The organism is Comamonas sp. MYb69 (genome assembly GCF_037479315.1).
Taxonomy (GTDB): Bacteria; Pseudomonadota; Gammaproteobacteria; order Burkholderiales; family Burkholderiaceae_C; genus Comamonas.
On record NZ_JBBGZG010000005.1, the window covers coordinates 283181 to 306507 of the forward strand.

General features: G+C 63.0%; 21 protein-coding genes and 1 tRNA gene. 8 read left to right on the plus strand and 14 right to left on the minus strand.

Annotated elements, in window-relative coordinates; translation table 11 throughout:
- The first annotated feature begins 67 nt into the window (after positions 1-67).
- Complete coding sequence (locus WH303_RS09515) at positions 68-727, plus strand: glutaredoxin domain-containing protein (protein ID WP_339518147.1); 660 nt, start codon at positions 68-70, stop codon at positions 725-727.
- 77 nt (positions 728-804) lie between these two features.
- Here the strand turns inward: WH303_RS09515 and rpiA are convergent, their stop codons facing one another.
- The gene (gene rpiA / locus WH303_RS09520; RefSeq protein WP_339518148.1) at positions 805-1476 is read right to left on the minus strand and encodes a ribose-5-phosphate isomerase RpiA; all 672 of its coding nucleotides are present in this window, start codon (positions 1474-1476) and stop codon (positions 805-807) included.
- Between the two features lie 54 nt (positions 1477-1530).
- Between rpiA and WH303_RS09525 the strand changes: the two genes are divergently transcribed.
- The gene (locus tag WH303_RS09525) at positions 1531-2586 is read left to right on the plus strand and encodes a quinone-dependent dihydroorotate dehydrogenase (RefSeq protein WP_339518150.1); all 1056 of its coding nucleotides are present in this window, start codon (positions 1531-1533) and stop codon (positions 2584-2586) included.
- 85 nt (positions 2587-2671) lie between these two features.
- Here the strand turns inward: WH303_RS09525 and bioB are convergent, their stop codons facing one another.
- From bioB to WH303_RS09540, 3 genes are all read right to left on the minus strand, one after another.
- Complete coding sequence (bioB, locus tag WH303_RS09530) at positions 2672-3697, minus strand: biotin synthase BioB (RefSeq protein ID WP_339518152.1); 1026 nt, start codon at positions 3695-3697, stop codon at positions 2672-2674.
- 478 nt (positions 3698-4175) lie between these two features.
- On the minus strand, positions 4176-4595 hold the full coding sequence (locus WH303_RS09535; protein WP_339518153.1) for a glyoxalase superfamily protein: 420 nt from the start codon (positions 4593-4595) through the stop codon (positions 4176-4178).
- A gap of 13 nt (positions 4596-4608) precedes the next feature.
- Positions 4609-5076 (minus strand): VOC family protein, encoded by a 468-nt coding sequence (locus tag WH303_RS09540; RefSeq protein WP_339518154.1) that lies wholly within the window; start codon positions 5074-5076, stop codon positions 4609-4611.
- 386 nt (positions 5077-5462) lie between these two features.
- Here WH303_RS09540 and WH303_RS09545 point away from each other — a divergent pair, with 386 nt between their 5' ends.
- Both WH303_RS09545 and WH303_RS09550 read left to right on the plus strand, forming a co-directional pair.
- Complete coding sequence (locus tag WH303_RS09545; RefSeq protein ID WP_339518155.1) at positions 5463-8003, plus strand: EAL domain-containing protein; 2541 nt, start codon at positions 5463-5465, stop codon at positions 8001-8003.
- 299 nt (positions 8004-8302) lie between these two features.
- The gene (locus tag WH303_RS09550) at positions 8303-9469 is read left to right on the plus strand and encodes a YncE family protein (protein WP_339518156.1); all 1167 of its coding nucleotides are present in this window, start codon (positions 8303-8305) and stop codon (positions 9467-9469) included.
- Between the two features lie 168 nt (positions 9470-9637).
- On the opposite strand, the gene WH303_RS09555 is transcribed toward WH303_RS09550, so the two are convergent.
- Both WH303_RS09555 and WH303_RS09560 read right to left on the minus strand, forming a co-directional pair.
- On the minus strand, positions 9638-12160 hold the full coding sequence (locus WH303_RS09555) for a YgiQ family radical SAM protein (RefSeq protein WP_339518158.1): 2523 nt from the start codon (positions 12158-12160) through the stop codon (positions 9638-9640).
- A gap of 403 nt (positions 12161-12563) precedes the next feature.
- On the minus strand, positions 12564-12746 hold the full coding sequence (locus WH303_RS09560) for a hypothetical protein (RefSeq protein WP_021028080.1): 183 nt from the start codon (positions 12744-12746) through the stop codon (positions 12564-12566).
- A 216-nt stretch (positions 12747-12962) separates the two neighbouring features.
- On the opposite strand from WH303_RS09560, the gene WH303_RS09565 reads away from it, so the two are divergent.
- From WH303_RS09565 to WH303_RS09575, 3 genes are all read left to right on the plus strand, one after another.
- Entirely contained in the window at positions 12963-13556 is a 594-nt protein-coding gene (locus WH303_RS09565; RefSeq protein WP_339518160.1) for an IMPACT family protein, read from the plus strand.
- Between the two features lie 158 nt (positions 13557-13714).
- Complete coding sequence (locus tag WH303_RS09570; protein WP_021028082.1) at positions 13715-14329, plus strand: GAF domain-containing protein; 615 nt, start codon at positions 13715-13717, stop codon at positions 14327-14329.
- A 78-nt stretch (positions 14330-14407) separates the two neighbouring features.
- Positions 14408-14481 (plus strand) — tRNA-Gly (locus WH303_RS09575).
- 56 nt (positions 14482-14537) lie between these two features.
- Here WH303_RS09575 and phbB read toward each other — a convergent pair.
- From phbB to WH303_RS09590, 3 genes are all read right to left on the minus strand, one after another.
- Entirely contained in the window at positions 14538-15275 is a 738-nt protein-coding gene (phbB, locus tag WH303_RS09580) for an acetoacetyl-CoA reductase (protein WP_021028090.1), read from the minus strand.
- A 378-nt stretch (positions 15276-15653) separates the two neighbouring features.
- Positions 15654-16835 (minus strand): acetyl-CoA C-acetyltransferase, encoded by a 1182-nt coding sequence (locus WH303_RS09585; protein WP_021028091.1) that lies wholly within the window; start codon positions 16833-16835, stop codon positions 15654-15656.
- Between the two features lie 124 nt (positions 16836-16959).
- On the minus strand, positions 16960-18717 hold the full coding sequence (locus WH303_RS09590; protein WP_339518162.1) for a PHA/PHB synthase family protein: 1758 nt from the start codon (positions 18715-18717) through the stop codon (positions 16960-16962).
- Positions 18718-18779: 62 nt separating this feature from the next.
- Here WH303_RS09590 and WH303_RS09595 point away from each other — a divergent pair, with 62 nt between their 5' ends.
- Positions 18780-19061, plus strand: coding sequence for a hypothetical protein (locus WH303_RS09595; protein WP_339518163.1), 282 nt, complete (start codon positions 18780-18782; stop codon positions 19059-19061).
- 15 nt (positions 19062-19076) lie between these two features.
- On the opposite strand, the gene WH303_RS09600 is transcribed toward WH303_RS09595, so the two are convergent.
- The 5 genes from WH303_RS09600 to WH303_RS09620 all read right to left on the minus strand — a co-directional run bounded on the left by WH303_RS09600 (position 19077) and on the right by WH303_RS09620 (position 23326).
- Complete coding sequence (locus WH303_RS09600; RefSeq protein ID WP_021028094.1) at positions 19077-20498, minus strand: MFS transporter; 1422 nt, start codon at positions 20496-20498, stop codon at positions 19077-19079.
- A gap of 33 nt (positions 20499-20531) precedes the next feature.
- Complete coding sequence (locus tag WH303_RS09605) at positions 20532-21035, minus strand: GNAT family N-acetyltransferase (RefSeq protein ID WP_339518164.1); 504 nt, start codon at positions 21033-21035, stop codon at positions 20532-20534.
- Positions 21036-21117: 82 nt separating this feature from the next.
- Complete coding sequence (locus WH303_RS09610; protein ID WP_021028096.1) at positions 21118-21546, minus strand: PaaI family thioesterase; 429 nt, start codon at positions 21544-21546, stop codon at positions 21118-21120.
- A 126-nt stretch (positions 21547-21672) separates the two neighbouring features.
- Positions 21673-22986: a type II toxin-antitoxin system HipA family toxin gene (locus tag WH303_RS09615; protein ID WP_339518165.1), complete on the minus strand. Its 1314-nt coding sequence runs from the start codon at positions 22984-22986 to the stop codon at positions 21673-21675.
- Between the two features lie 28 nt (positions 22987-23014).
- Positions 23015-23326 (minus strand): helix-turn-helix transcriptional regulator, encoded by a 312-nt coding sequence (locus WH303_RS09620; RefSeq protein WP_312990119.1) that lies wholly within the window; start codon positions 23324-23326, stop codon positions 23015-23017.
- Between the last annotated feature and the right edge of the window lies 1 nt (position 23327).

A 23327-nucleotide genomic window follows, 5' to 3' on the forward strand; every position in this document is an offset into this window, starting at 1 on the left:
AGCCCACCGCCTGTTGGGGTGCTGCGCAGGCATAATGGCGCTACAACAGCTATAGAGAGGGATAGGCATGAAGACAAAGGCTTTGGGCAGCATGCTCGTCGGCACCGCAATCGCTTGCGCTGCAGGCTGGGCAAGCGCACAAACGGTGTACCGCATTGTGGGCCCCGATGGCCGGGTCACGTTCTCGGACCGCGCGCCCACGTCCGACACACCGAGCCAATCGGTATCGACGGGTGCTGTCACCGAGCCTGCGGGTACCCGGATCAATGACCTGCCGCTGGAAGTCAAACAAGCGGCCACCAAGTACCCGCTGACCTTCTACACCAGCAAGGACTGCGGTGCCTGTGATGTGGCCCGCCGCTACCTGCAGACCCGGGGCGTGCCTTTTGCAGAAAAGACGGTGACCTCCAATGCCGAAATCCAGGCGCTGCGCAAGCTCAACACCGATGGCACCATTCCCTTCGCCACGCTGGGAAGCCAGCATCTGAGTGGCTTTAATGAAAACGACTGGAGCGCTTATCTGGACGCAGCCGGCTACCCAGCCCAGTCCAAGCTGCCCTCCAGCTACCGCCCCACCCCCGCGCAACCGCTGATTCCCAAGGTGATTGCACCGGCGGCCCCAGCAGCGGCGCAGCCGGCAGAACCCGGCAGCGCACCGGCACCGGGCAGCCAGAACGTGGAGCCCGATCGCGTCACGCCCAACAATCCAACAGGGATTGTGTTCTAGAGACAAGCACGCGCCGCACAAAAAATGGCCCGACCCGGCAGCGCCAGGGTCGGGCCATTACTTTTGTGCTTGGCTGCTTAGAACTCGATCGTCTCTACACCTTGCTCGGTGCCCAGTAGGCAGACAGCCGCTTTCTGGTGCGCAAATACGCCGACGGTGATGACGCCTGGCCACTGGTTCACTTCCGACTCAAAGGCGGCAGGGTCGGCAATCGCCAGACCGGTGACATCGAGGATGTGCTGGCCGTTGTCGGTGACCAGGGGCTGGCCATCCTTGAGGCGGATGGTCGCATGGCCGCCCTTGGCAGCAAAGCGGCGGGCGATCTGGGCCGCAGCCATGGGGATGACTTCCACCGGCAGCGGGAAAGCGCCCAAGGTCTGCACCTGCTTGGAGGCGTCCGCAATGCAGATAAAGCGGTCGGCGAGCGCCGCCACGATCTTCTCGCGCGTCAAGGCCGCGCCGCCGCCCTTGACCATGAAACCCTGGTGGTCGATTTCATCGGCACCATCGATATAGACCGCGAGGCGCTCGACCTCGTTGGCATCCAGCACCTGGATGCCCAGCGCGCGCAGGCGCTCGGTGCTGGCCACGGAGCTGGAGACAGCGCCCGGGATCTGGTCCTTGATGGTGGCCAGTGCATCAATGAACTTGTTCACGGTGGAGCCAGTGCCCACGCCTACGATTTCTCCGGCAACCACATACTGCAGGGCTGCGCGGCCAACCTCGGCCTTTAATTCGTCTTGTGTCATGGTAGTGCGATCAGATCAGCGAAAATACAGATAACGCCTTGATTATCCCATCCCATGTCCCTGATCCCCTATTCCCTCTCCCGCGCCGTTCTGTTTGGCATGCAGCCCGAAGCTGCCCACGACTTCACGATGGACATGCTGGCCAAGGGCCAGAACACGCCGCTGGCCTGCGCCTGGCGCCAAAGCCGGGTGAGCGACCCCATCACCTTGGCGGGGCTGCAGTTCCCCAACCGGGTGGGCATGGCAGCGGGCCTGGACAAGAACGCCCGCGCCATCGATGGCCTGGGCGCCATGGGTTTTGGCTTTGTCGAGGTGGGCACGGTCACGCCGCTGGCCCAGCCCGGCAACCCCAAGCCACGCATGTTCCGCATCCCTGAGCGCGATGCGCTGATCAACCGCCTGGGCTTCAACAACGAAGGCCTGGCAGCCTTTGTGGCCAATGTGAAAAAGGCGCAGTTTCGCAAGCAGGCATCGCCTTTGCTGCTGGGCCTCAATATTGGCAAGAATGCGGCCACGCCGATCGAAAACGCCACCAGCGACTACCTGCAGTGCCTCGATGCGGTCTACCCCCATGCCGACTACATCACGGTCAACATCAGCTCGCCCAATACCAAGAACCTGCGCGCACTGCAAAGCGATGAGGCGCTCGATGCACTGCTGAGCGCGCTGGTGCAGCGCCGCGAGCAGCTGGCACGCGAGCACGGCAAGCACAAGCCGGTGTTCTTGAAGATTGCCCCCGATCTGAGCGAAGAGCAGGTCATCGTGATTGCCAACAGCCTCAAGGCCCATGGCATGGATGGCGTGATTGCCACCAACACCACCATCAGCCGCGATGCGGTGCAAGGCCTGCAGCATGCAGAAGAAACCGGTGGCCTCTCGGGCCGCCCGGTGTTCGAGGCCAGCAATGCCGTGGTGCGCCAGTTGCGCGCGGCGCTGGGCCCGCAGTTCCCGATCATTGGCGTGGGCGGCATCCTGAGCGGAGCCGACGCGGTCGAGAAGATCAAGGCCGGCGCCGATGTGGTGCAGATCTACACGGGCCTGATCTACCGGGGCCCCGGCCTCGTCACCGAGATTGCGCAGGCGCTGAAAGCGCAAGGCGGCCGGCGCTGATCCCGTCATCGCAACCCGCACCAGGCCAGCATGCGCTGGCCTTTTTTGTGCTCACCTGCTGCGCCGATGTGTCCAAGCGCCTCGCTCAGGCCGCAGTTTTCAAGCTCGCCAGGCCCAGCTTGGCCAGCAGCTTGGCGTCGCAGTCGGCCTCCGGGTTGCCGGTGACCAGCAGCTTGTCACCATAGAAAATCGAATTGGCGCCCGCCATAAAGCACAGCGTCTGCACCGCCTCGCCCAGTTGCTGGCGGCCGGCGGACAGGCGGATGCGGGCCTTGGGCATAACGATGCGGGCAACGGCGATCACCCGCACAAAATCCAGCGGGTCCACCGGTTCGCTATCGGCCAGCGGCGTGCCGGGCACGCGCACCAGGCTGTTGATGGGCACGGACTCCGGGTAAGGCTGCATATTGGCCAGCTGGGCCAGCAGCGCGGCACGGTCCACCGGCGTCTCGCCCATGCCGACAATACCGCCGCAGCATACGCTGATGCCTGCAGCGCGGACATGGGCCAGCGTATCGAGCCGCTCCTGGTACTGCCGCGTGCTGACCACATCGCGGTAGTAGTCCGGCCCGGTATCCAGGTTGTGGTTGTAGTAATCCAGCCCAGCATCGCGCAGCGCCTGCGCTTGGTGGGGTGCCAACATGCCCAAGGTTGCGCAGCTCTCCAGGCCCAGCGCCTTCACCGCCGCGATCATCGCGCTGACCTGGGCGATATCCCTGTCCTTGGGTGCACGCCAGGCTGCACCCATGCAAAAGCGGCTGGCACCCGCCGCCTTGGCCGCTTGCGCCGCGCGCACCACCTCCGCCACATCCATCAGCTTGTCGGCCTTGACCCCCGTGTCATAGGCCGCTGACTGCGGGCAATAACCGCAGTTTTCCGGGCATCCCCCTGTTTTGACGGAAAGCAACGTGGCCAGCTCGATATCACCGGCTGGCCAGTGCGCATGGTGGACCGTTTGCGCGTGGAACATCAAGGCCATGAAGGGCATCTCCAACAGGGCTTGCACTTGGGCCACCGGCCAGGGCTCTTTGGCTGCCGGCTGGGTTGCGGCAGCTCTGGGATGCCAATGCACCGCTGACAGGGCGGTATCCGGGGTATGGGGGCTGGACATGGGAAATCTCCTCAATCGCTACCCGGTGCGGTATGCCTGGGTATGGCAGTTATTGTGTCCATTACCAGGCCGCATCGGCCCCTTGCGTCACCGGCTCTTCCGGCCCTGTCTGGCAGCTTTTCTGGGCCGTCAACTTAAGGCGCTGTTGCAGGTGCATTGCAGGCATGAAGAAGACAGATTGCTGCAATGTCTGCCAATATGCAGCCAACCACCTGCTTTGTGCATTGAGCAGAAGGCTCCGCCGCGGTAACAAGGCATACAGATAGCTGCAGATAAGGTGCCGGGAACGCGGGCAGATGCCCATCGGGGCCATGGCCGTCCACCTTTGGCCCCATTCGCCAAATACCACTGGCAGAATTTGGGAGTTTATTGACACGGGCGCCGTGTTTTAGCCCCAGTGCCGTTGAGGGTCTTTGCAAAAATCGCGCATAAAAAAGCCGCAACGGCGTGCGGCGGTTGTGGGACTCAGCGCAGTGTCTCAGGCAGCCGCACCTTCTGGTCCCGGTGGCAGCTCCTCAAAGAACACCAGGTGGTTGCCAAAGGGATCGGCAATGCGCATCTCCAGCATGCCCCAGGGCATGCGCTCCAGCCCGGGCTTGGCATGGCGGTAGTTTTTGGCCAGCAAGCTTTGCTGGAAGGCCTGCAGCTGCGGCCAGGCAATGCGCACCGTGCTGCCGGGGCAGGCATCACCATGGTGTTCGCTCAGATGCAGCAAGCAGGCCAGGCCCGCAGCGCTGCGCAGGCTCAGCTGCTGGTAGAGCGGAAAGTCGTCACCAAAGCGGTGGGTCCAGTCCTGTACAAAGCCCAGAAACTCCTGGTAGAACTCTGCAGCCCGCTGGGCGTCGAAGCTGCGCAGCACCGGGATGACACAGGCTTGAAAAGTGGGGGTATCCGCCATGCTGAAGACCGCCTCAACCCAGCGCCGCAATCACATCGGCGGGTGCCTGCACCAGCTCGATCAGCACGCCCTCGCCGGCGATGGGGAACTCGTCATTGCTCTTAGGATGCAAAAAGCAGATGTCATGGCCTGCAGCGCCGGGACGAATGCCGCCTGGCGCAAAACGCACGCCCCGGGCGGTGAGCCATGCCACGGCCTGGGGCAGGTCGTCGATCCACAGACCAATGTGGTTGAGGGGCGTGGCGTGTACGGCAGGCTTTTTGTCGATGTCCAGCGGCTGCATGATGTCGACCTCGACAGCGAAGGCCCCTTGGCCCATCGCCAGGATATCCTCGTCGACATTCTCGCGCTCGCTGCGGAAGCTGCCCGTTTGTGCCAGGCCCAGCATGTCGACCCAGAGTTTTTTCATGCGCTCCTTATCGGTACCGCCTATCGCTACTTGCTGGATTCCCAAAACCTTGAACGGACGCTGTGCTGACATGCTGTGTGGCTCCTTGTATAGATGGTGAGGCTTGTGCCGCAGCAGCCATTGTGCCAAGGCTTGGCCTCCATCGCGGTAGAGCGTGCGACGCAAAGAATGCCATGATGGTGCTTGCGCATCTCTGCGAAATGGTCAACATTGCTTACATATTGCCGTCTCCCCCACCCGTGAAAAATTCCCCGTATTTACCCCAAATAACTACAATTTAAAGGACTCAGTCATCAAATAGCATATTACTATGCTTGAATGATTTTTTTGGGACCGTCTTTGTCTCACCGTCCTCGCACCGCGCCCACCATGTTTGCTGACCTGCCCTGCCCGCCCTCCAGATCGCGTCTCCAGCCGGAAGCGGGGTTGGCCTATCTCGGATCCCTAGCGGGGCAGCCATGCCGCGTCTGACTCCGCCGATGCCGACAACGGTGCATAGCGACGCCAAGCCTGTGCGAGGCTATGCCCTGCCCAAGGGCAAGCGCAGCTTGCTGCTGAGCATCTGGCCCTTTGTGGCGTTGGCGATCGTGCAGACCGTGCTGGCCATTTCCAGCCTGCATATTCTGGGGGCGATGCGAGCATTCAGCTCTGGCGAGAGCCAGTGGAGCAAGGGCCAGAAAGATGCGACCTATGCCTTGGCACGCTATGCGGTGAGCGGTGACCCTGCCGCCTATGAGCAGTTCCACCAAGGCCTGCATATCCCAATGAGCGACATGCAGGCGCGCCTGATGCTCGAAGAGCGTGGCTATGCGGCCAGACCCCAGGCGGCCCTGCTGCTGCTGCAAGGCCACAATGAGCCCGAAGAGATCAATGCCCTGATCTGGCTGACGGTGTATTTCAAGCACACCGCATCCATCGGCCAGCTGCTGGGCCGTTGGCAAGACGCCGATGAACCTTTGCAGGAGCTGCAGAATCTGGCGGGCGATATCTATGCCAGCATGCAGCTGGCTCCCCCTACCCCGGAGCAAAAGCAAAGCTGGCTGGCCCAGATCAATGCACTGCAGATACAGCTGTCCGAGGCCGAGCGGGCCTTCAACAAGGTGTTGGGCGATACATCGCGGGCGATGAACAAATGGCTGTGGTCCATCAACATCGGCATTGCGCTGGCCATGCTGGGCCTGCTGATGGGCCATACCTGGCGCCTGCAGCGCAAAACAGCCCGCGCCGAAGATGCGCTGGATCTCGTCAGGGAGCGCGCCTCCACCACGCTGGCCGCTATTGGCGAGGCGGTCATCACCACCGATGCAGCCGGGCATGTGATGTACATGAACCGTGCGGCCGAAGAGCTGCTGGGGATGAGCCTGGAGCAACTGGTGACCAGCGAACTGGTGCAGCACATGCATGCACCTCCGGCTGTTATGGCGAACCAAAGAGACGGCGACAGGGGCACCAGCATTGCGCTGGTGCAAACAGCCATCGCCGATGCCCTGCAAGGGCGCGAGCACCCGCGCGAGACGATTTTCCGGCTCTGTGATGCGCAGCACCATATGCGCGAGGTCAAACTCGCGTTCACGCCGATCGGGGACGACACTGGCACGACCGAAGCAGTCTTTGTGCTGCACGATGTGAGCCAGGAGCAAAGCTATATCCGCGAGCTGGCCTGGCAGGCCACCCATGACCAGCTGACCGGCCTGGTCAACCGCTATGAGTTTGAGCGCCTGCTGGGCGTCTTCCTGGAGCAGACCAAACAGGCTGGGGCAGCGCCGGGCGACCATGCCATCATGTACCTGGACCTGGACCAGTTCAAGGTCATCAACGACACCGCAGGCCACATTGCAGGTGATGCCATGCTGCGCGCGATGAGCGCCATGCTGCAGCGCTGTCTGCGCGCCGGGGACACGCTGGCCCGTGTCGGTGGTGACGAATTTGCCATTTTGCTCAAGCACTGCTCCTTTGATGACGCCAAGCGCATTGCCGAGCAGATCCGCGATGCCGCGCAGAATGTGCGCATCCAGTGGGGTGAGCGCAGTCTGAGTGCAGGCATCAGCATTGGCCTGGTCAAGCTCGCAGCACCCCTGGCGTCGGTCGAAGAAGTGCTGCGCGTTGCCGACATGGCCAGCTACGGCGCCAAGCAGCGCGGCCGCAACAATGTCTATGCCTATGACCCGGGTGTGGACCAGGAAATTGCCCGCTATGTCGGAGAGATGGAATGGGTCGAACGCATCAAGGCAGCGCTGGAAGGTGGGCATTTCTGCCTGTATGCACAAACCATTGAAGCGCTGAGCACCTCCGCAGACGATATCGCAGGGGGCGGCCTGCACATCGAGGTGCAAATACGCATGCGCCTGCCCGACGGCCACATCATCAGTCCCGTGCTGTTCATTCCAGCAGCCGAGCGCTATGGGCTGATGCCGATGGTGGACCGCTGGGTGGTCAAGCAAACCCTGCAGACCCTGGCCCGCCTGCAAAAAGCCGCGCACCGCCCAGCGATCTCCTGCTGCGCAATCAACCTCTCAGGCACCTCGCTGGGTGATGAGCGCCTGCTGGACTTTTTGCAAGAGCAGATTGCCCTTTATGGCGTGGACCCGCGCACGCTGTGCTTTGAGATCACCGAGACTGCTGCCATCACGCATCTGCCCAACGCCATCCGCTTGGTCAATGCCTTGAAGGCCATTGGGTGCCGTTTCTCGATGGATGACTTTGGCGCTGGCGTCTCGTCCTTTGGTTCGCTCAAGAACCTGCCCGTGGACTTTCTCAAGATCGATGGCGCCATCGTCGCCGACATGCTCAATGAGCCTGCACACCGCGCGATGGTGGACGCCATCAACCACCTGGGCCATGCGCTGGGCATGAAGACCATTGCCGAGTTCGCATCCACGCCCGAGATTGTCGACACCCTGCGCGGCATGGGCATCGACTACGCGCAGGGCTATGCGGTAGGACGGCCCCAGCCCTTCTCCGACACTACCGAGGCACTGCCTACGGGCCGCGTGCACTAGCCGAGGCAGCCCTGGCGGCATTCCGCCCACCGTTGCTGACACGGCAGCACCTGGTCAGTGGCGCACTGCAAGAGACGTGTTGCAAGCAGTCACGAAATGCGCATTTCGCAGCGAGCGCTGTGCTGCACAGGCCAGCGCTTGGGCACCGCCTTTTGCGGGACAGGCGACGGCCTCTTTCCCCCTTGCGCGGGGAAAGCCTGCCCCGGATTGCGAACAATCTTGATTCGATGGATCAGCATGCGTTTTGCCGCAACTTATGATGTACATTAATATAATTAATTAATTTCATACGTCTAATCGTGTTAGTCAATCTGAAAGGGTGGGCACGCTGGGGCTTGCGCTGGGCCAGTGCGATGGCGCTGTGCTGCGCCTTCGGCCTGGGCCAGGCCGCACCACTGGCCTATGTGGTCAACCGCGATGACAGCAATGTCTCGGTGGTCGATGTGGCGAGCAAGCGCAGCATCACCACCATCCCCGCCGGCATGGCCATGCCCCAGGAGATTGCCATCAGCCCGGACGGCTGCCTGGCCTATCTCTCCAGCGTCTGGTCCGCCACCATTGCGGTACTCGATCTGAACAAGCAGCAGTTGCTCACAGGCATTGCTTTGAACCATGTCAGCAACGATGTGGTCTTCAGCCCTTCCGGGGCCCTGGCCTATGTCGACACCACCACGCCCGGCGGCGGCGCGATTGCCGTCATTGATACCGCCACCCACCAACTCATGCGCATGTTTCCCGTCAGCCCCCAAAACACCCGCGGCATGGCCGTCCACCCCGATGGTTCACGCCTGTATTCGCTCGAACAACACCGCGACCCCGATGTCGGCAAAGTGGCGGTGATCGACCCCAGCAGCGGCACGGTGCTCGAGCGCATCAGCGTCGGCGCCGATGCCAGCGATATCAAGATACACCCGGCAGGCAACCTAGCCTATGTGGTCAACCGCGCGTCAGACGAAGCCCGTGGCCGTGTCACCGTAATCAATACGCGAACCCACAGCGTCGTCGCCACGGTCGCTGTCGGCCTGCATCCCAGTCGCATCGCCTTCCACCCCGCAGGCACCCAGGCGTATGTCACCAACAGCGGCGACGGCACCGTGTCGGTCATCGACACTGCCAGCCACGCGGTGGCCGCTGTGATCGAGGTGGACCAGACACCCCAGCATGTCGTCTTCCATCCGGCCGGGACGCATGCCTATGTGAGCAATCCGCAGCGCAATAGCCTGTCCATCATCGATACCGCCACCCAGGAAGTGCATGGCGCCGTGACGGTAGGCAGTGCCCCTTGGGGGGTTGCGCTGGCCGCTGGCGCGCACAAGGCTGCCGCCAAGCAGGATGCCAGTGGCCTGGAGGCGGGCAGCGTCGTGGCAGGCAAACCCATTCCGATCAGCGGCGTCTGGGCCGGCTTGCTGCTGTTGGTTGCGGGCATTACGGCACTGCACCGCCATGGGCAGAAGCTGATGGGCTAACCCCCCGCTGCCAAAGCCCCTGCTTTGGCCGCCCCGTGGGGCAAGGGTTGTGCAGACCATCGTTCCTGCACGCTGGCCGGTGGCTGCCTCCCCATCCCGCCAAAAACAAAGGCGCCAAGCCTTCGCTTGGCGCCTTTGCGGCGATCTGGGTGCAACAACACCGCAGTCTTAGCGGCTGCCCTTGCGCACGGGGCCCGACTTCTTGGCCAAGCCAGGCTTGCCCGCGCCAGCGCGCACGCCAGCCCGTGGCGGCAAGCCGCTGTGCTGGGTCAGCAGCTGACCGGGCTTGGGCTGCGCACTGCGAAAGCGCACATCGCCCTTGGGCTCTTGCTGCTCCTGCGGGCGGCGCGGTGCCAGCGCTACAGCCTTGCCATCCTTGTTGGTGGTATAGCCCAGGCCACTACCGCTTTTGGAGCTGGTGCTGTTTTTCTTGCGCGCGCTTTGGTAGCTGCCATCGACCAGCGGCTGGAAGGTCGGGATCAGGTGCTGCTTGCCATTGCCGATCAGGTCCGAGCGCCCCATGGTCTTGAGCGCTTCGCGCAGCAGCGGCCAGTTGTTGGGGTCGTGGTAGCGCAAGAACGCCTTGTGCAGACGGCGGCGCTTTTCACCGCGCACGATGTCGACGCGCTCCTCGGCCTCGTCGCGCATCTGGCGGCGCACCTTGGTGAGCGTATTGCGGCCGCTGTGGTACATCGCGGTGGCCGTAGCCATCGGGCTGGGGTAGAAGGTCTGCACCTGGTCGGCGCGGAAGCCATTCTTCTTGAGCCAGATCGCCAGGTTCATCATGTCCTCATCGCTGGTGCCCGGGTGGGCGGCAATGAAGTAGGGAATCAGAAACTGCTTCTTGCCCGCCTCTTCGCTGAACTTTTCAAACAGCTGCTTGAAGCGGTCATAGCTGCCAATGCCCGGCTTCATCATCTTGTTCAGCGGCCCGGCCTCGGTGTGCTCGGGGGCGATCTTCAGGTAGCCGCCCACATGGTGCTGCACCAGCTCCTTGATGTACTCGGGCGACTTGACCGCCAGGTCATAGCGCAGGCCCGAGCCGATCAGGATCTTCTTGATGCCAGGGAGCTTGCGCGCGCGGCGGTAGATCTTGATCAGCGGACCGTGGTCGGTGTGCAGGTTCGGGCAGATGCCGGGGAACACGCAGCTGGGCTTGCGGCAGGCCGCTTCGATCTGCGGGCTCTTGCAGCCCAGGCGGTACATGTTGGCCGTGGGGCCGCCCAGGTCCGAGATGGTGCCGGTAAAGCCCTTGACCTTGTCGCGGATGTCTTCGAGCTCCTGGATGATGGAGTCTTCCGAGCGGCTCTGGATGATGCGGCCTTCGTGCTCGGTGATCGAGCAGAAGGTGCAGCCGCCAAAGCAGCCGCGCATGATGTTGACCGAGGTGCGGATCATCTCCCAGGCAGGGATCTTGGTCGTGCCTTCATGGCTGCCGCTCTCGTCGGCATAGGCCGGGTGCGGGCTGCGGGCATACGGCAGGCCAAACACCCAGTCCATTTCGGCGGTAGTGAGCGGAATGGGCGGTGGGTTCATCCACACATCACGGGCCGTGGCTCCTTCACCATGGGCCTGCACCAGCGCGCGGGCGTTGCCGGGGTTGGTCTCCAGGTGCAGCACGCGGTTGGCATGGGCGTAGAGAATCGGGTCGCTCTTGACCTCTTCAAAGCTGGGCAGGCGCAGCACGGTGCGGTCGCGCGCCGGCATCTTGGACTTGTGGCGCAGCGAGAGGTTGGGCACAAACTGCAGCGGCTGCACATTCGACAGCGTGGGTGCGCTGGTGCTGGCAGCGCCTGCAGCCGTGCCACAGGCCGCTGCGGCGGGCGCGGCCGTGGACGCATCAGCGCCCTGCTTTTCCGCATCTTCCTTCGCGCAGCTCTGGCCCTGGGCTTCGGCCTGCTCGCTGGTCGTCATGTAGGGGTTGATATGGGGCTCGACCTCACCGGGCTCGTCGACCGTGGTGGAGTCCACCTCGAACCAGCCCTCTTCCGATGCGCGGCGGAAAAACGAGGTGCCGCGCACATCGGTGATGTTCTCGACCGGCTCACGCGCGGCAATGCGGTGGGCCACTTCGACCAGCGCGCGCTCGGCATTGCCGTAGAGCAGGATGTCGCACTTGCTGTCCACCACAATCGAGCGGCGGACCTTGTCGCTCCAGTAGTCGTAGTGGGCAATGCGGCGCAGCGAGCCTTCGATGCCGCCCAGCACAATCGGCACATCCTTGTAGGCTTCGCGGCAGCGCTGGCTGTAGACGATGGCAGCGCGGTCCGGGCGCTTGCCGCCCACATCGCCTGGCGTGTAGGCGTCGTCGGAGCGGATCTTGCGGTCAGCCGTATAACGGTTGATCATCGAATCCATATTGCCCGCCGTCACACCCCAGAACAGGTTGGGCTTGCCCAGCGCCTTGAAGGCCTCGGCGCTTTGCCAATCGGGCTGTGCAATGATGCCCACGCGAAAGCCCTGGGCCTCCAGCACGCGGCCAATCACGGCCATGCCAAAGCTGGGATGGTCCACATAGGCGTCACCGGTGACCAGGATAATGTCGCAGCTGTCCCAGCCCAGCTGGTCCATCTCGGCACGGCTCATCGGCAGAAATGGCGCAGCACCAAAGCGCTTGGCCCAGTACGGCTTGTAGCTGGTCAGCGGCTTGGCAGCACGTTCAAAAAAAGAAACATCAATCGGGGCAGACATGGGCAACAACAGTCGTGGAGTAATGCACGCGGGGCTCGGCGCCAGGGTGGCGGGGTCCGATATTCTAAAAAAATAGCCCGTAGCGCGCACTTGTACGGGTATTGATGCTATGTATTTGGAAGCATCTGCGGGGGCAAGGCCCCAGTTCAGACCAGGGCGGTCAAGGCATTGCAGCGCGGCGCCAGGCTTGGATAATCACCGGCCCCTGGCTGGCTAGGGCTATGGCCACCAGCAGAGGGTATTAAAACCGCATTTTTTGCGCTGCATCAAATAGCCCGCCATTGTCGCATGGCTGGGCATGGCACCGCAAATAAAAAAGGCAGCCTAGGCTGCCTATGGCGCTCATGCGATGCGGGTTCTGTCTGTTAACCGGTAGCCCATCCTGGCGCGCTTGCTCAGCGCCTTACCACTCACCGCCTTCGCGCACGCGCTGGGCCAGGTCCACATAGCTGCCATCGTCATTGGCACTGGGGGTCGTTGGCAGGGCTGCCAATACTTCAGTCACATAGGCGGGCGTCTCCAAACCTGCACGTCCGAACCCATGGTTGTTCAAGGAATCCAAATTGGTTTGCAGTTGGTGTTGCATGGTCGCTCCCGGGTAATGTGTCAGTCGGTGGTATGAAATGGTTCTTGGAAAAATCGGGGTAGACTCGAGCCTGGCTGCGCCTGAGGTCTCCGCTGCGGCAAGCCACTCCATCACTGGAGCGCTCCCGTCATTGAAACAATGATATGTGTCTAACGCATGACATCTAGGCGACGTTGACGCATGACAGTGTAAGCAAACGTCTTCTCCACGCAACGCATGCCCTACACCCTGGCCCAGCCCGTTCACAGCGAATTGCTCATCAAGAAAAGCCGCTTCATCGGCTGCGTTCAGCCCGTGCAGGATCGTGCACAAGCCCTGGTCATTGTGCAGAGCCTGCGCGAGCAGCACCCCGGTGCCAACCATGTCTGCTGGGCGCTGATGGCGGGCGGGCAGTCTGCTGCGGTCGATGATGGCGAGCCCAGCGGCACTGCCGGCCGCCCGATGCTCGATGTGCTGCGCCACCAGCAGATCGAAGGCGCCTTGGCGACCGTGGTGCGTTATTTTGGCGGCGTCAAGCTGGGCGCCGGCGGTCTGGTGCGGGCCTACACCGACGCCATTGCCCAGGCGATGCTGAAAGCAGAAAAAGTCGAGCGCCAGGCGATGGCCCGCCTGCAATGCCGCCTGCCCTATGCGCTCGAAGGCGGCATGCGGCGCGAGGTTGCCAGCGCCAACGCGCAGTTACTGCAGGTGAGCCACGGCGATGATGTGCTTGCCGAGATCGAGTTGGTCGCGTCGCAGGCGCCTGACTTTGTCGCCAGGATGAATGAGCTCGGCCAGGGCCGCCTGACCTGGATCGACGAGTCCGCTTGAATCCGGGTTAGCGGAGCTAGCACCGCGTGTGCGCTCGCTTCCATGTAAAAGAGTAATTCAATCCTGCTGCCAGGGATGCACACGCTTTTCAGTGCCGTTATCATCAAACGCGACCGGGATGCGCTAACGGGTAGCGCATGGAAATAGCGAGAACAACTATGGCCATTCATTTATGGGATTACGCACCTGACGCGCTGGAAGTATCGATGAGCGAGCTGCTGGTGGCTACGGCCGAAGGCGCCGATGACCTGATCGACCAGAACGTCAAAGAGGTGCTGCACGGCCTGCGCGAGCATCTGAAAATGGACGTGATCTTTGTCTCCGAGATCCGCAATGGCCAGCGCACCTTCAAGCATGTGGACCACAGCGCCGACAAGGCCTTGATCGAGACCGGTGGGGGCTCCTCACTGGAGCAGTCCTTCTGCCAATGCGTGCTCGACGGCCGCCTGCCGCCACTGGTGCATGATGCGGCAGAGCACATCGAGTCGGCCAAACTCCCTGCCACCCCTTTCCGCGTTGGCGCCCACCTGAGCACCCCCATCATCCTCGCCGATGGCCAGATCTACGGCACCCTGTGCTGCTTCAGCACCGAGCCCGATCCGACGCTGCGCGATACCGATCTGCAAAAACTCGCCGTCGTTGCCAAGCACACGGCTCGCCGCATCGATGTGCGCCGCGAGACCGAGCGCGACGCCGAACTGGAGAAATGGAAGCTGCAGCCGCTCGATGAGAAAAAGCAGGCCTGGGCTTTCCCTGGCAAAAAGGGGAACTGAATCACACAACCTGACTGTAGCCAATGCGGCAGCAGCGCAGCGGGTGTTGCGATTTCTAGGGATACAATGTCAGCAAACGCGGGTGTCGTTCAGTGGTAGGACTCTTGCTTCCCAAGCAAATAATGTGGGTTCGATTCCCATCACCCGCTCCAGACAAAACAAAACGCGCCTTATGAGGCGCGTTTTTCATGGGTAGCTGCCGTGGCGATCAGTGGGTGTGCAAACCACCATTGACCGAGAACTCCGCACCCGTCGCATAGCCGCCATCTTCCGATGCCAGCCAGGCGATGATTGCCGCGATCTCGGTGGGCTCGCCCAGGCGCTTCATCGGGATGGTGCCAACGATTTTCTCCAGCACATCGGGGCGGATGGCCTTGACCATGTCGGTGCCGATATAGCCGGGGCTCACGGTGTTCACCGTCACGCCCTTGCCGGCCAGCTCCTGGGCCAGGGCCATCGAGAAGCCGTGCATGCCTGCCTTGGCAGCGGAGTAGTTGGTCTGGCCCGCCTGGCCCTTGGCGCCGTTGACCGAGCTGATGTTGACGATGCGGCCCCAGCCCTTTTCCACCATGTCGGCGACGACCTGCTTGGTCACATTGAACATGGAGTTGAGGTTGGTTTCGATCACTGCCTGCCAGTCATCGGGCGTCATCTTGATGAACATGCGGTCGCGGGTAATGCCGGCATTGTTCACCAGCACATCGATGCTGCCGTGCTCCGCCTTGGTCTTGGCAAAGGCTTCGACGGTGGATTCCCAGTTGCCGACATTGCCCACCGAAGCGTGGAACTCATAGCCCAGCGCCTTTTGCTCGCCCAGCCATTTTTGGAAATCGCGCGTGGGCCCGCAGCCCGCAATCACCTTGAATCCATCTTTGTGCAAACGCTGGCAAATGGCCGTCCCAATGCCTCCCATACCGCCGGTTACGTAGGCCACTTTTTGACTCATTCACATCTCCTTGGTTTTGCTTGAAATGCCTGTGCACTACCACTGTAACCAAGAAACGAGGTGTGCAAACGCTCGTTTACGCCAAGCGAACAATTTCTTGCAGTAGCCCTTAATTTCGGCGATTTTGACCGGCTATTGCAACAAAAACGCGCCTCATTAACGCGCGGTTTTGATCGTTTTCGCGCCGCATCCTCGCAAACCCTATCACGAAGCAGACAGCCATAGTCAGGTATTTTTATGACAGTCCAATGGCCCTCAATGACGGAACAAGCACCAGCCCTGCCAAGCCCTCAGCCCTGTCTTGCGCGGCGACGGGCGCACATCAAAAAACCGCCCCGAGAGGCGGTTGCGATGCAAGCGATGCGGGGGAAGAACGGCTTAGAGACGCTCGACCGCCAGCGCCACGCCCATGCCGCCGCCAATGCACAGGCCGGCGATGCCGCGCTTGGAGCCACGGCGCTTCATCTCGTGCAGCAGGGTCACCAAGATGCGCGCACCGGATGCGCCGATCGGGTGGCCGATCGCAATGGCGCCGCCGTTCACATTGACCTTGCTGGTGTCCAGACCCAGCTCCTGGTTCACCGCGCAGGCCTGGGCCGCAAAGGCTTCATTGAGCTCGAACAGATCGACCTCCTCGGCCTTCCAGCCGGTCTTGGCCAGCACCTTGCGCACGGCATGCATGGGGCCCATGCCCATGATCTTGGGGTCCAGGCCCACGGTGGCAAAGCCGGCGATGCGTGCCAGTGGCTCGGCACCCAGCTCCTTGGCCTTCTTGCCGCTGGCAATCACCAGCGCGGCAGCGCCATCGTTGAGGCCCGAGGCATTGCCGGCCGTCACCGAGCCGGTCTTGTCAAAAGCGGGCTTCAGGCTCGCCAGCGCTTCGCCATTGGTCTTGCGGTTGATGTACTCATCGGCCTTGAAGGCCACCGGGTCACCCTTGCGCTGCGGGATCTGCACGGTGACGATTTCTTCGTCGAACTTGCCGGCGTCCTGCGCAGCCGCTGCCTTTTGCTGGCTGGCCAGTGCAAAGGCATCCTGCTTGTCACGGTCGATATGGAATTCCTTGGCCACGTTCTCGGCGGTGATGCCCATGTGGTACTGGTTGTACACATCCCAGAGGCCGTCGACGATCATCGTGTCGGTCATCTTCCAGTCGCCCATGCGCTGGCCGTCGCGCGAGCCGTTGAGCACGTGGGGCGAGAGGCTCATGTTTTCCTGGCCACCGGCCACGACAATCTCTGCATCGCCTTGGCCAACCGCCTGCGCTGCCAGCATCACCGCCTTGAGGCCCGAGCCGCAGACGGCGTTGATAGTCAGCGCCGGGGTCTTCTTGTCCACGCCGGCCTTGATCATCGCCTGGCGTGCGGGATTTTGGCCCACGCCAGCGGCCAGCACCTGGCCCATGATGACTTCATCGACCTGGTCGGCGCCCACCTTGGCACGGGCCAGTGCTTCCTGAATGACAGTGGCACCCAGGTCAGTCGCAGGCACCTTGGCCAGCGAGCCGCCAAACTTGCCAACTGCCGTACGCACGGCGGAGATGATGACGATGTCTTCCATGATTCTTCCTTTTCAAAATGGGCACGGATGCCGTTGTCTCAGACGGCCCTGCGCTGCAGATTATTGCACCGCAGCATGGGGTTGGCGACCCTGCAATTGCAACCAGACCGCTATGGTTTCCAGGTCAGGCCTTGGCTTGCACATAGCTGCCGGGGGCGGGCTCCAGCTCCCGGTAGTCGGTGCGCGCGCGGCCATAGCTTTTGGGCGCTGCCACCTTTTTGCCTGCATGCTGGGCCAGCCACTGGCTCCAGTCCGTCCACCAGCTGCCGGGCAGCTCATCGGCGCCGTCCATCCAGGCATCGATGTCGGCGGGCAACTGGCCATCCTCGCGCAGCCAGTGGCTGCGCTTGTTCTTGGCGGGCGGGTTGATGACGCCGGCAATATGGCCCGAAGCACCCATGACAAAGCGCTTGTCGCCGCCCAGCACCTGGGTGGATGCGTAGGCCGCGCCAATGGGCACGATATGGTCCTCACGCGAGCCGTAGATGTAGATCGGCATGTCGATCTTGCCAACGTCGAGCTTTTCACCGCAGACGCTGAGCGCGCCGGGCTGCACCAGCTTGTTTTCCAGGTAGAAGTTGCGCAGGTACCAGGCGTAATAAGGCCCAGGCAGGTTGGTGCAATCGCTGTTCCAGTACAGCAGGTCGAAAGGCGGCGGCGTCTCGCCCTTGAGGTAGTTGCCGACCACGTAGTTCCACACCAGATCGACCGGGCGCAGAAAACTGAAGGTGGAGGCCAGCTCCTGGCCGGGCATCAGGCCGTTCTGGCCCATCGTCAGCTCGCGGAACTTGACAAAGTTCTCGTCGATGAATACATCGAGAATGCCGGTGTCCTGGAAATCCACCAAGGTGGTGAGCAAGGTCGCGCTGGCCACCGAGTCATCGCCGCGCGCGGCCAGCACCGCCAGCGCGTTGACCAGCATCGTGCCGCCCACGCAAAAGCCCAAGGCGTTGATCTGGGGTTTGCCGGAGATGGCCTTGACCACCTCGATCGCTTCGAGCACCGCGCCGCCGATATAGTCGTCCCAGCCCTTGCCCCCCAGGCTGGCATCCGGGTTGCGCCAACTGACAACAAAGGTGCGGTGGCCCTGGGCCACGCTGTAGCGGATCAGCGAGTTGTCGGGCTGCAGATCGAGGATGTAGTACTTGTTGATGCAGGGCGGTACAAACAGCATCGGCCGCTCATAGACCTGGGCGGTCAGCGGCTTGTATTCGATGAGCTGGAACAGCTCGTTCTGGAAGACCACCGCCCCTTCGCTGGTGGCCACATTGCGCCCGACTTCAAACAGCGACTCATCGGTCATCGAGACATGGCCCTGGCGCATGTCGGCCAGCATGTTCTGCAGGCCCTGGGCAATGCTCTGGCCCTGGGTGTCGAGCGCCTTTTGCTGCGCTTCGGCATTGAAGGCCAGGAAGTTGCTGGGCGCCGTGGCCGCCAGCCACTGCTCCACGCCAAAGCGGACACGCGCGCGGGTTTTCTCATCGCCTTGCACCGCATCGACCATATCCATCATGGTCTTGGCATGCAGCGCATAGCTGGCCGCGGTGAACGTGGAGACGGGGTTTTGCTGCCAGGCGTCGCCGGCAAAGCGGCGGTCCTTGGGCAAGGCCACCTCGCCCTTGGCGCCTTCGGTCCACAGCGCCAAGGCCGCTTGCGCGTACTGCGCCTGGATGGCCTGCAGCTTGGCCATGTCAAAACTGACAGGGGGCGTGCCCGCTGGCAGCGCCCCCAGACCGGCGGTAAACCCCTGGGGTGCGCCTACCGCATTGAAGGGAGATGCCATGGTCTGCATGGACTGCATGCGCTCCATCCATTGCTGGGTCATCTGGCTGAGTTGCTGGAACTGGTCGCTGCCCAGTCCCCAATACGGTTGCTGCGTCATCGTCGTCTCCCTGAACAGGCTCCATGCCGGGCATGGGCTTGTGTGCATCTTAGGCGCAAAAAATGGCAGCCGTGTGCTGGTGGGCAGCAAGTTCGGGTAAATTCCAGGGCATGTACCTGATAGCGATAGCCTGGCTGTATGTGGTGGTGTTGATGGCGGTGGTCGAGGCCGCCAGCCCCCAGGGCAGCCTGCTGGGCGCCTTTTTCACCTTGCTTCTGTATGGCGCGCTGCCGCTGGGTTTGCTGCTGTTCATCGCCGGCACCCCTGCGCGGCGCCGCATGCGCCTCCGGGCCGAAGCCGAGGCGCAACAGGCCCCTGCCCCACCGCCGCCCGATGCCTCTTAAAGTCGCTTAATGCGCTTAGTGCGCTGAATGCCGCAGCCGCAGGCTGCTGAACACACCCGACATCGCGGCAAAGCCGGCTGCCAGATACAGCGCCACCGTCGTGCCATGGCCGCTGGCCACCGGCCACAAGGTAAAGATGATGGCCACCAGCACCGCACCCAGCGATTGCCCGGTCAGCCGCGCCGTGCCCAGCATGCCGCTGGCCGCGCCGGCACGGGCCAGCGGTGCCGAGGTCACGATGGTGTGGTTGTTGGGTGACTGGAACAGCCCAAAGCCCAGGCCGCACAAGGCCATGCGCCAGCCGATGTTGAGGTCGCTCGGGTCGACTGGCAGCAGCGCCAGGCTCAAAAGGCCCAGCGCCAAAATCGCCATGCCGATGCCGCCGAGCAGACCGTCTTCTACCCGGCCGATCAGCCGCCCCGCCAGCGGAGCCACCAGCACAATCGCCACCGACCAGGCCGTCATCAGCATGCCGGCCGCAAAATGGCTGCGCTGCAGCGCGTCCAGCAGCAAGAATGGCAGCGCGATAAAGGACAGCATCTGCGCCGCAAAGGCGCCAATCGATGCCCCCATGGACAGCGCAAAAACAGGAATGCGCAGCAAGTCCAGCGGCAGCAAAGGCAGGCTGAGTTTGCGTTGGCGCAGCACATACCAGGCGCCCAGCAACAGGCCCAAGCCCAGCATCAGCCAGCCTGAGGCGGACGAGCCGCCCGACTCCATGCCATGTCGTGCGCCGATACGCTCGGCCCCCAGAAACACCAGCGAGAACATCGCAAAATTCAGCGCCACATCAATGGGCGTCAACTTGGCATGCGGTGCATCCAGCAGCTGCTGCGGGTTGCGCGGCAAGGCCTTGCGGCCCAGCCACAGGGTCAGAATGCCCAGCGGCACATTGATCGCAAACAGCCAGGGCCAGCTGGCCACCGACAGAATCAATGCCGCCACACCAGGGCCGGCCACCGACGAAATCGCGACCACCAGCGAGTTAAGCGCCATGCCCTTGCCCAGCTTGGCCGCCGGGTAGGTCAAGCGCACCAGTGCAGCATTGACGGCCATCACCCCGGCCGCGCCCATGCCCTGCAGGCCGCGCGCTGCAATCAGCAGCCACAGCGACTGGGCCAGCATGGCCACGGCCGATGCCAGCGTAAAACACACGAGCCCCACCAGGTAGACCTTGCGGTAGCCAATGCGCTCGCCCAGCGCGGCCAAGGGCAGCAGCAGGCCCAATGTGCCCAGCTGGTAGGCATTGATGACCCAGATCGCCTCGGCAGGCGACGCCTGCAGCTCCTTGGCCACCGTGGGCAGCGCCAGGTTCATGATGCTGCCATCGAGCACGGCCACGATCAGGCCCAGCACGATGACCAGCATCGCCAGGCGCCGCTCGGGCATGGGCAGACCCTCGCTCAGCGAGGCCGGTTGCATGCGCGCCTCAGCCATGGCAGATCACCGGCATGTGTGGATGGGCAGTTTTCATACGGCGACGCTTTCCACCGCCTGGGGCTTGCCCGGGTAGAGCATGGTCAGGTGGGGAATCCCGTCTTCCAGATAGGGCTCGGAGACAACGTCGAATCCGCAGCCTTCGTAGAATTTTTGCAAATAGGCCTGCGCGCCAATGCGAATGGCGGTGCCTGGCCACAGACGGTCGGTTTCGGCCATCGCGTGGCGCATCAGCTCCCAGCCAGCCCCCGTGCCGCGCATCGCCTGCATGACGGCCACGCGGCCAATCGACGGCTCTGCATAGGCCAGGCCCGGCGGCAGCACCCGTATATAGGCCTGCAGCCTGCCTTGCGCATCACGCCCCAGCAGGTGCCAGGCGTCCTGGTCTTTGTAGTCCAGGTCCTGGAAGGCGACCTGCTCGGCAATAAAGACCTGGCAGCGCACATGCAGCAGGTCATACAGCTGCTGCAGATTGAGTGCCGAAAAGGGCTGGAAGGACCAGCTCAACTGGTCCAGCGTTGAAGAAGGCTTTGGCATGTTCTGTCCATCTATCGAGGGCCTGGGGACAGCGGCCACAGGCCCAGTTGCGCTGTAACGCAGCATTGCGCACGCGCGGAAATCAGTCGGTCTTGATCTGCTTTTTGGCGGCCTGCAAGGACTGCACCACCTCGGGCATCACGTACTTGAACGTGCCCGTTGCATGGCTGCACAAGGCGCCCTGCTCGTCATAGAGCCAGGCCTCGCAAAAGGCCATGCGGCTGCTGCGCGAGAGCAGCTTGCCCTTGGCCACCAAGGCGCCTTTGGCTGGCGCCATAAAGCTGGTTTTCATCTCGATCGTCACCGCGCCACTGCCAGGGATGGCACTGCGCGCCGCATGGGCCATGGTCACGTCGAGCAAGGTCATCGATGCACCGCCATGGGTGACTTCGTAGCTGTTGAGGTGCTCGGGCCGGGCCCGGTAATGCAACTCCGCCTCGCCGTTTTCCCAGCGGTGCAAGCTAAAGCCCAGGTGGCTGACAAAGGGGATTTCAACTTCAAAGGGCAGCACAGCACAGGCTCCAGCAACAGGCAAGCGTGGAGCATACCGCCTTTGGGCGCTTCCCTGGGGCAAACCCTGACATACAAGCGACAGCCAGTCGGGCAATACGCTGGCGAGCGCCATCTGAACCGATTCTTACAGCGTGGCGATGGCCACGCCCCCGCGCAAACGCTGCTGCACCACGGTGGCCATACCGGCAGGGGCCTGGGCCAGCAAGGCGGGCCAGGCGCTCTGCGCCTGCCGCACCATGTCCTTGAGCAGGCTGATATGGCGCGGCACGCGCAGCAGACCGGCGGCCTTCAGCAGGGCCGCCACATCGTCCCAGCCAAGCGCCCGCATGCTGCTGTCAATGGCCTTGTTGACGGCGTACTGTTGCGGGGCCGAACGCTCAAAGAAGGCGGCGACGCAGACACAGTCGTAGACGGGAGCCAGGCGCGGCTGGCGCCCATCAGGGTAGACCAGCGCCCAGTTCTTCAGGTGCGCATCGGTATTGCCCATCAAGATGGCGGCCACTGTGCGGGCCAAAAACTCGCGGGTATCGGCGACGGGCTGGGGGCTCAGGCGATCGAGCACGCGCAGCATCGTCGGCCAGTCCTGCTGCAGGCCCTTGCCGTACTTGTGGCGCGGCGCATAGCCCAGGGCCTGGTTGAACTCCTCCATGTGCACACGGGTGCCGTCTGGCAGGTGGTCAAAGCGCTGCACGGCCAAGATCTCGTCAAACGGCAGGTGCTCGGGCAGATCGGCCTGTGCGCGGCTGATGATCTGTGCATCGGCCGTTGTCAGCCCCAAGGCCTGGCACAGCTGGTAGCAGCTGTACTCATTGGCCACCAAGTCGGGGTGCTGGGTGCTGGGCAGCTTCAGGATCACGCTGCCCGCCGCGCCCCGGCGGCGTACGGTATAGCGCCGGCCATCCTGCACGGCACTGAACTTGGTGACGATGCCTGGCAGCGACGCGGCATCGGCCACCGGAAACTCGACAAAACCGGGCTCCAGCACATCGAGGCCTTGCGAGGTATGCCAGTGGCGCACCACGTCGGGAATGGCCTCGTCGCGCGGCACGGGCTCCACCTCCAGCGCGCCCATCAGGTCGTGGCCGGCAGCGGCCAGCAGCTCAAACTCGTCATCGGGCGAGCAGCCCCGCTCAGCGGCCAGGCGCTGGCGGTTATGGCCCTCGGGCAGCAGGTTCTGAAAGTAGACCGGCCAGCGCCCATCGGTGCGCACCAGCCGGGCGTCGCGCGCGGCATGCAGGATGCGCTGGGTGTCCGCCTCCGTAGCGCCCTGGTAGCTGAGCGAGAGCACAGGCCGCTCCGGATCTGCGATATAGCTCTCCTCGAACGAGACGCGCAGGATATCGCCGTACTGCGACAGGTAGCCAATCGCACGCCGCCCACCGCCCATGCTGCCGGGCAGGTGCATATAGAGACGCAGGTAGCGGATGGAGGTGCTCATTCAGTGCCTCGCTTGCGCCTAGCTTGCCTCAGGGCTTGCGGCCCGCCAGGCTGTCTACTACCGAAGGGGGGGCTTCCGCACCGGTCGGCTGGCCCAAAAACTTGCCGCCCGACTGGATAAAGGCCTGCAGCGCGGGCAGCAAATCAGCGGGCACCGCCAGCAGCTCCATGCCCAGCACCCGGGCCATCTCGGCGACGGTCGAGTAGCGCGGGTCCACATCGCCGGTTTCGGTGCGCTGCACCGCCATGCGCGAGAGCCCAGCCTGCTCGGCCAGTTGGGCCTGGGTCAGTTGCTGGGCTTTGCGGGCTGCCACCAAGGTGGCCATCAAAGAGGTAGTCATG

What these genes read in the sequence shown, in the direction of transcription:
- WH303_RS09515 (WP_339518147.1), top strand. Translation starts at nt 68, where the DNA reads ATGAAGACAAAGGCTTTGGGCAGCATGCTCGTCGGCACCGCAATCGCT.
- rpiA (WP_339518148.1), bottom strand. Translation starts at nt 1,476, where the DNA reads ATGACACAAGACGAATTAAAGGCCGAGGTTGGCCGCGCAGCCCTGCAG.
- WH303_RS09525 (WP_339518150.1), top strand. Translation starts at nt 1,531, where the DNA reads ATGTCCCTGATCCCCTATTCCCTCTCCCGCGCCGTTCTGTTTGGCATG.
- bioB (WP_339518152.1), bottom strand. Translation starts at nt 3,697, where the DNA reads ATGTCCAGCCCCCATACCCCGGATACCGCCCTGTCAGCGGTGCATTGG.
- WH303_RS09535 (WP_339518153.1), bottom strand. Translation starts at nt 4,595, where the DNA reads ATGGCGGATACCCCCACTTTTCAAGCCTGTGTCATCCCGGTGCTGCGC.
- WH303_RS09540 (WP_339518154.1), bottom strand. Translation starts at nt 5,076, where the DNA reads ATGTCAGCACAGCGTCCGTTCAAGGTTTTGGGAATCCAGCAAGTAGCG.
- WH303_RS09545 (WP_339518155.1), top strand. Translation starts at nt 5,463, where the DNA reads ATGCCGCGTCTGACTCCGCCGATGCCGACAACGGTGCATAGCGACGCC.
- WH303_RS09555 (WP_339518158.1), bottom strand. Translation starts at nt 12,160, where the DNA reads ATGTCTGCCCCGATTGATGTTTCTTTTTTTGAACGTGCTGCCAAGCCG.
- WH303_RS09560 (WP_021028080.1), bottom strand. Translation starts at nt 12,746, where the DNA reads ATGCAACACCAACTGCAAACCAATTTGGATTCCTTGAACAACCATGGG.
- WH303_RS09565 (WP_339518160.1), top strand. Translation starts at nt 12,963, where the DNA reads ATGCCCTACACCCTGGCCCAGCCCGTTCACAGCGAATTGCTCATCAAG.
- WH303_RS09570 (WP_021028082.1), top strand. Translation starts at nt 13,715, where the DNA reads ATGGCCATTCATTTATGGGATTACGCACCTGACGCGCTGGAAGTATCG.
- phbB (WP_021028090.1), bottom strand. Translation starts at nt 15,275, where the DNA reads ATGAGTCAAAAAGTGGCCTACGTAACCGGCGGTATGGGAGGCATTGGG.
- WH303_RS09585 (WP_021028091.1), bottom strand. Translation starts at nt 16,835, where the DNA reads ATGGAAGACATCGTCATCATCTCCGCCGTGCGTACGGCAGTTGGCAAG.
- WH303_RS09590 (WP_339518162.1), bottom strand. Translation starts at nt 18,717, where the DNA reads ATGACGCAGCAACCGTATTGGGGACTGGGCAGCGACCAGTTCCAGCAA.
- WH303_RS09595 (WP_339518163.1), top strand. Translation starts at nt 18,780, where the DNA reads ATGGCAGCCGTGTGCTGGTGGGCAGCAAGTTCGGGTAAATTCCAGGGC.
- WH303_RS09600 (WP_021028094.1), bottom strand. Translation starts at nt 20,498, where the DNA reads ATGGCTGAGGCGCGCATGCAACCGGCCTCGCTGAGCGAGGGTCTGCCC.
- WH303_RS09605 (WP_339518164.1), bottom strand. Translation starts at nt 21,035, where the DNA reads ATGCCAAAGCCTTCTTCAACGCTGGACCAGTTGAGCTGGTCCTTCCAG.
- WH303_RS09615 (WP_339518165.1), bottom strand. Translation starts at nt 22,986, where the DNA reads ATGAGCACCTCCATCCGCTACCTGCGTCTCTATATGCACCTGCCCGGC.
- WH303_RS09620 (WP_312990119.1), bottom strand. Translation starts at nt 23,326, where the DNA reads ATGACTACCTCTTTGATGGCCACCTTGGTGGCAGCCCGCAAAGCCCAG.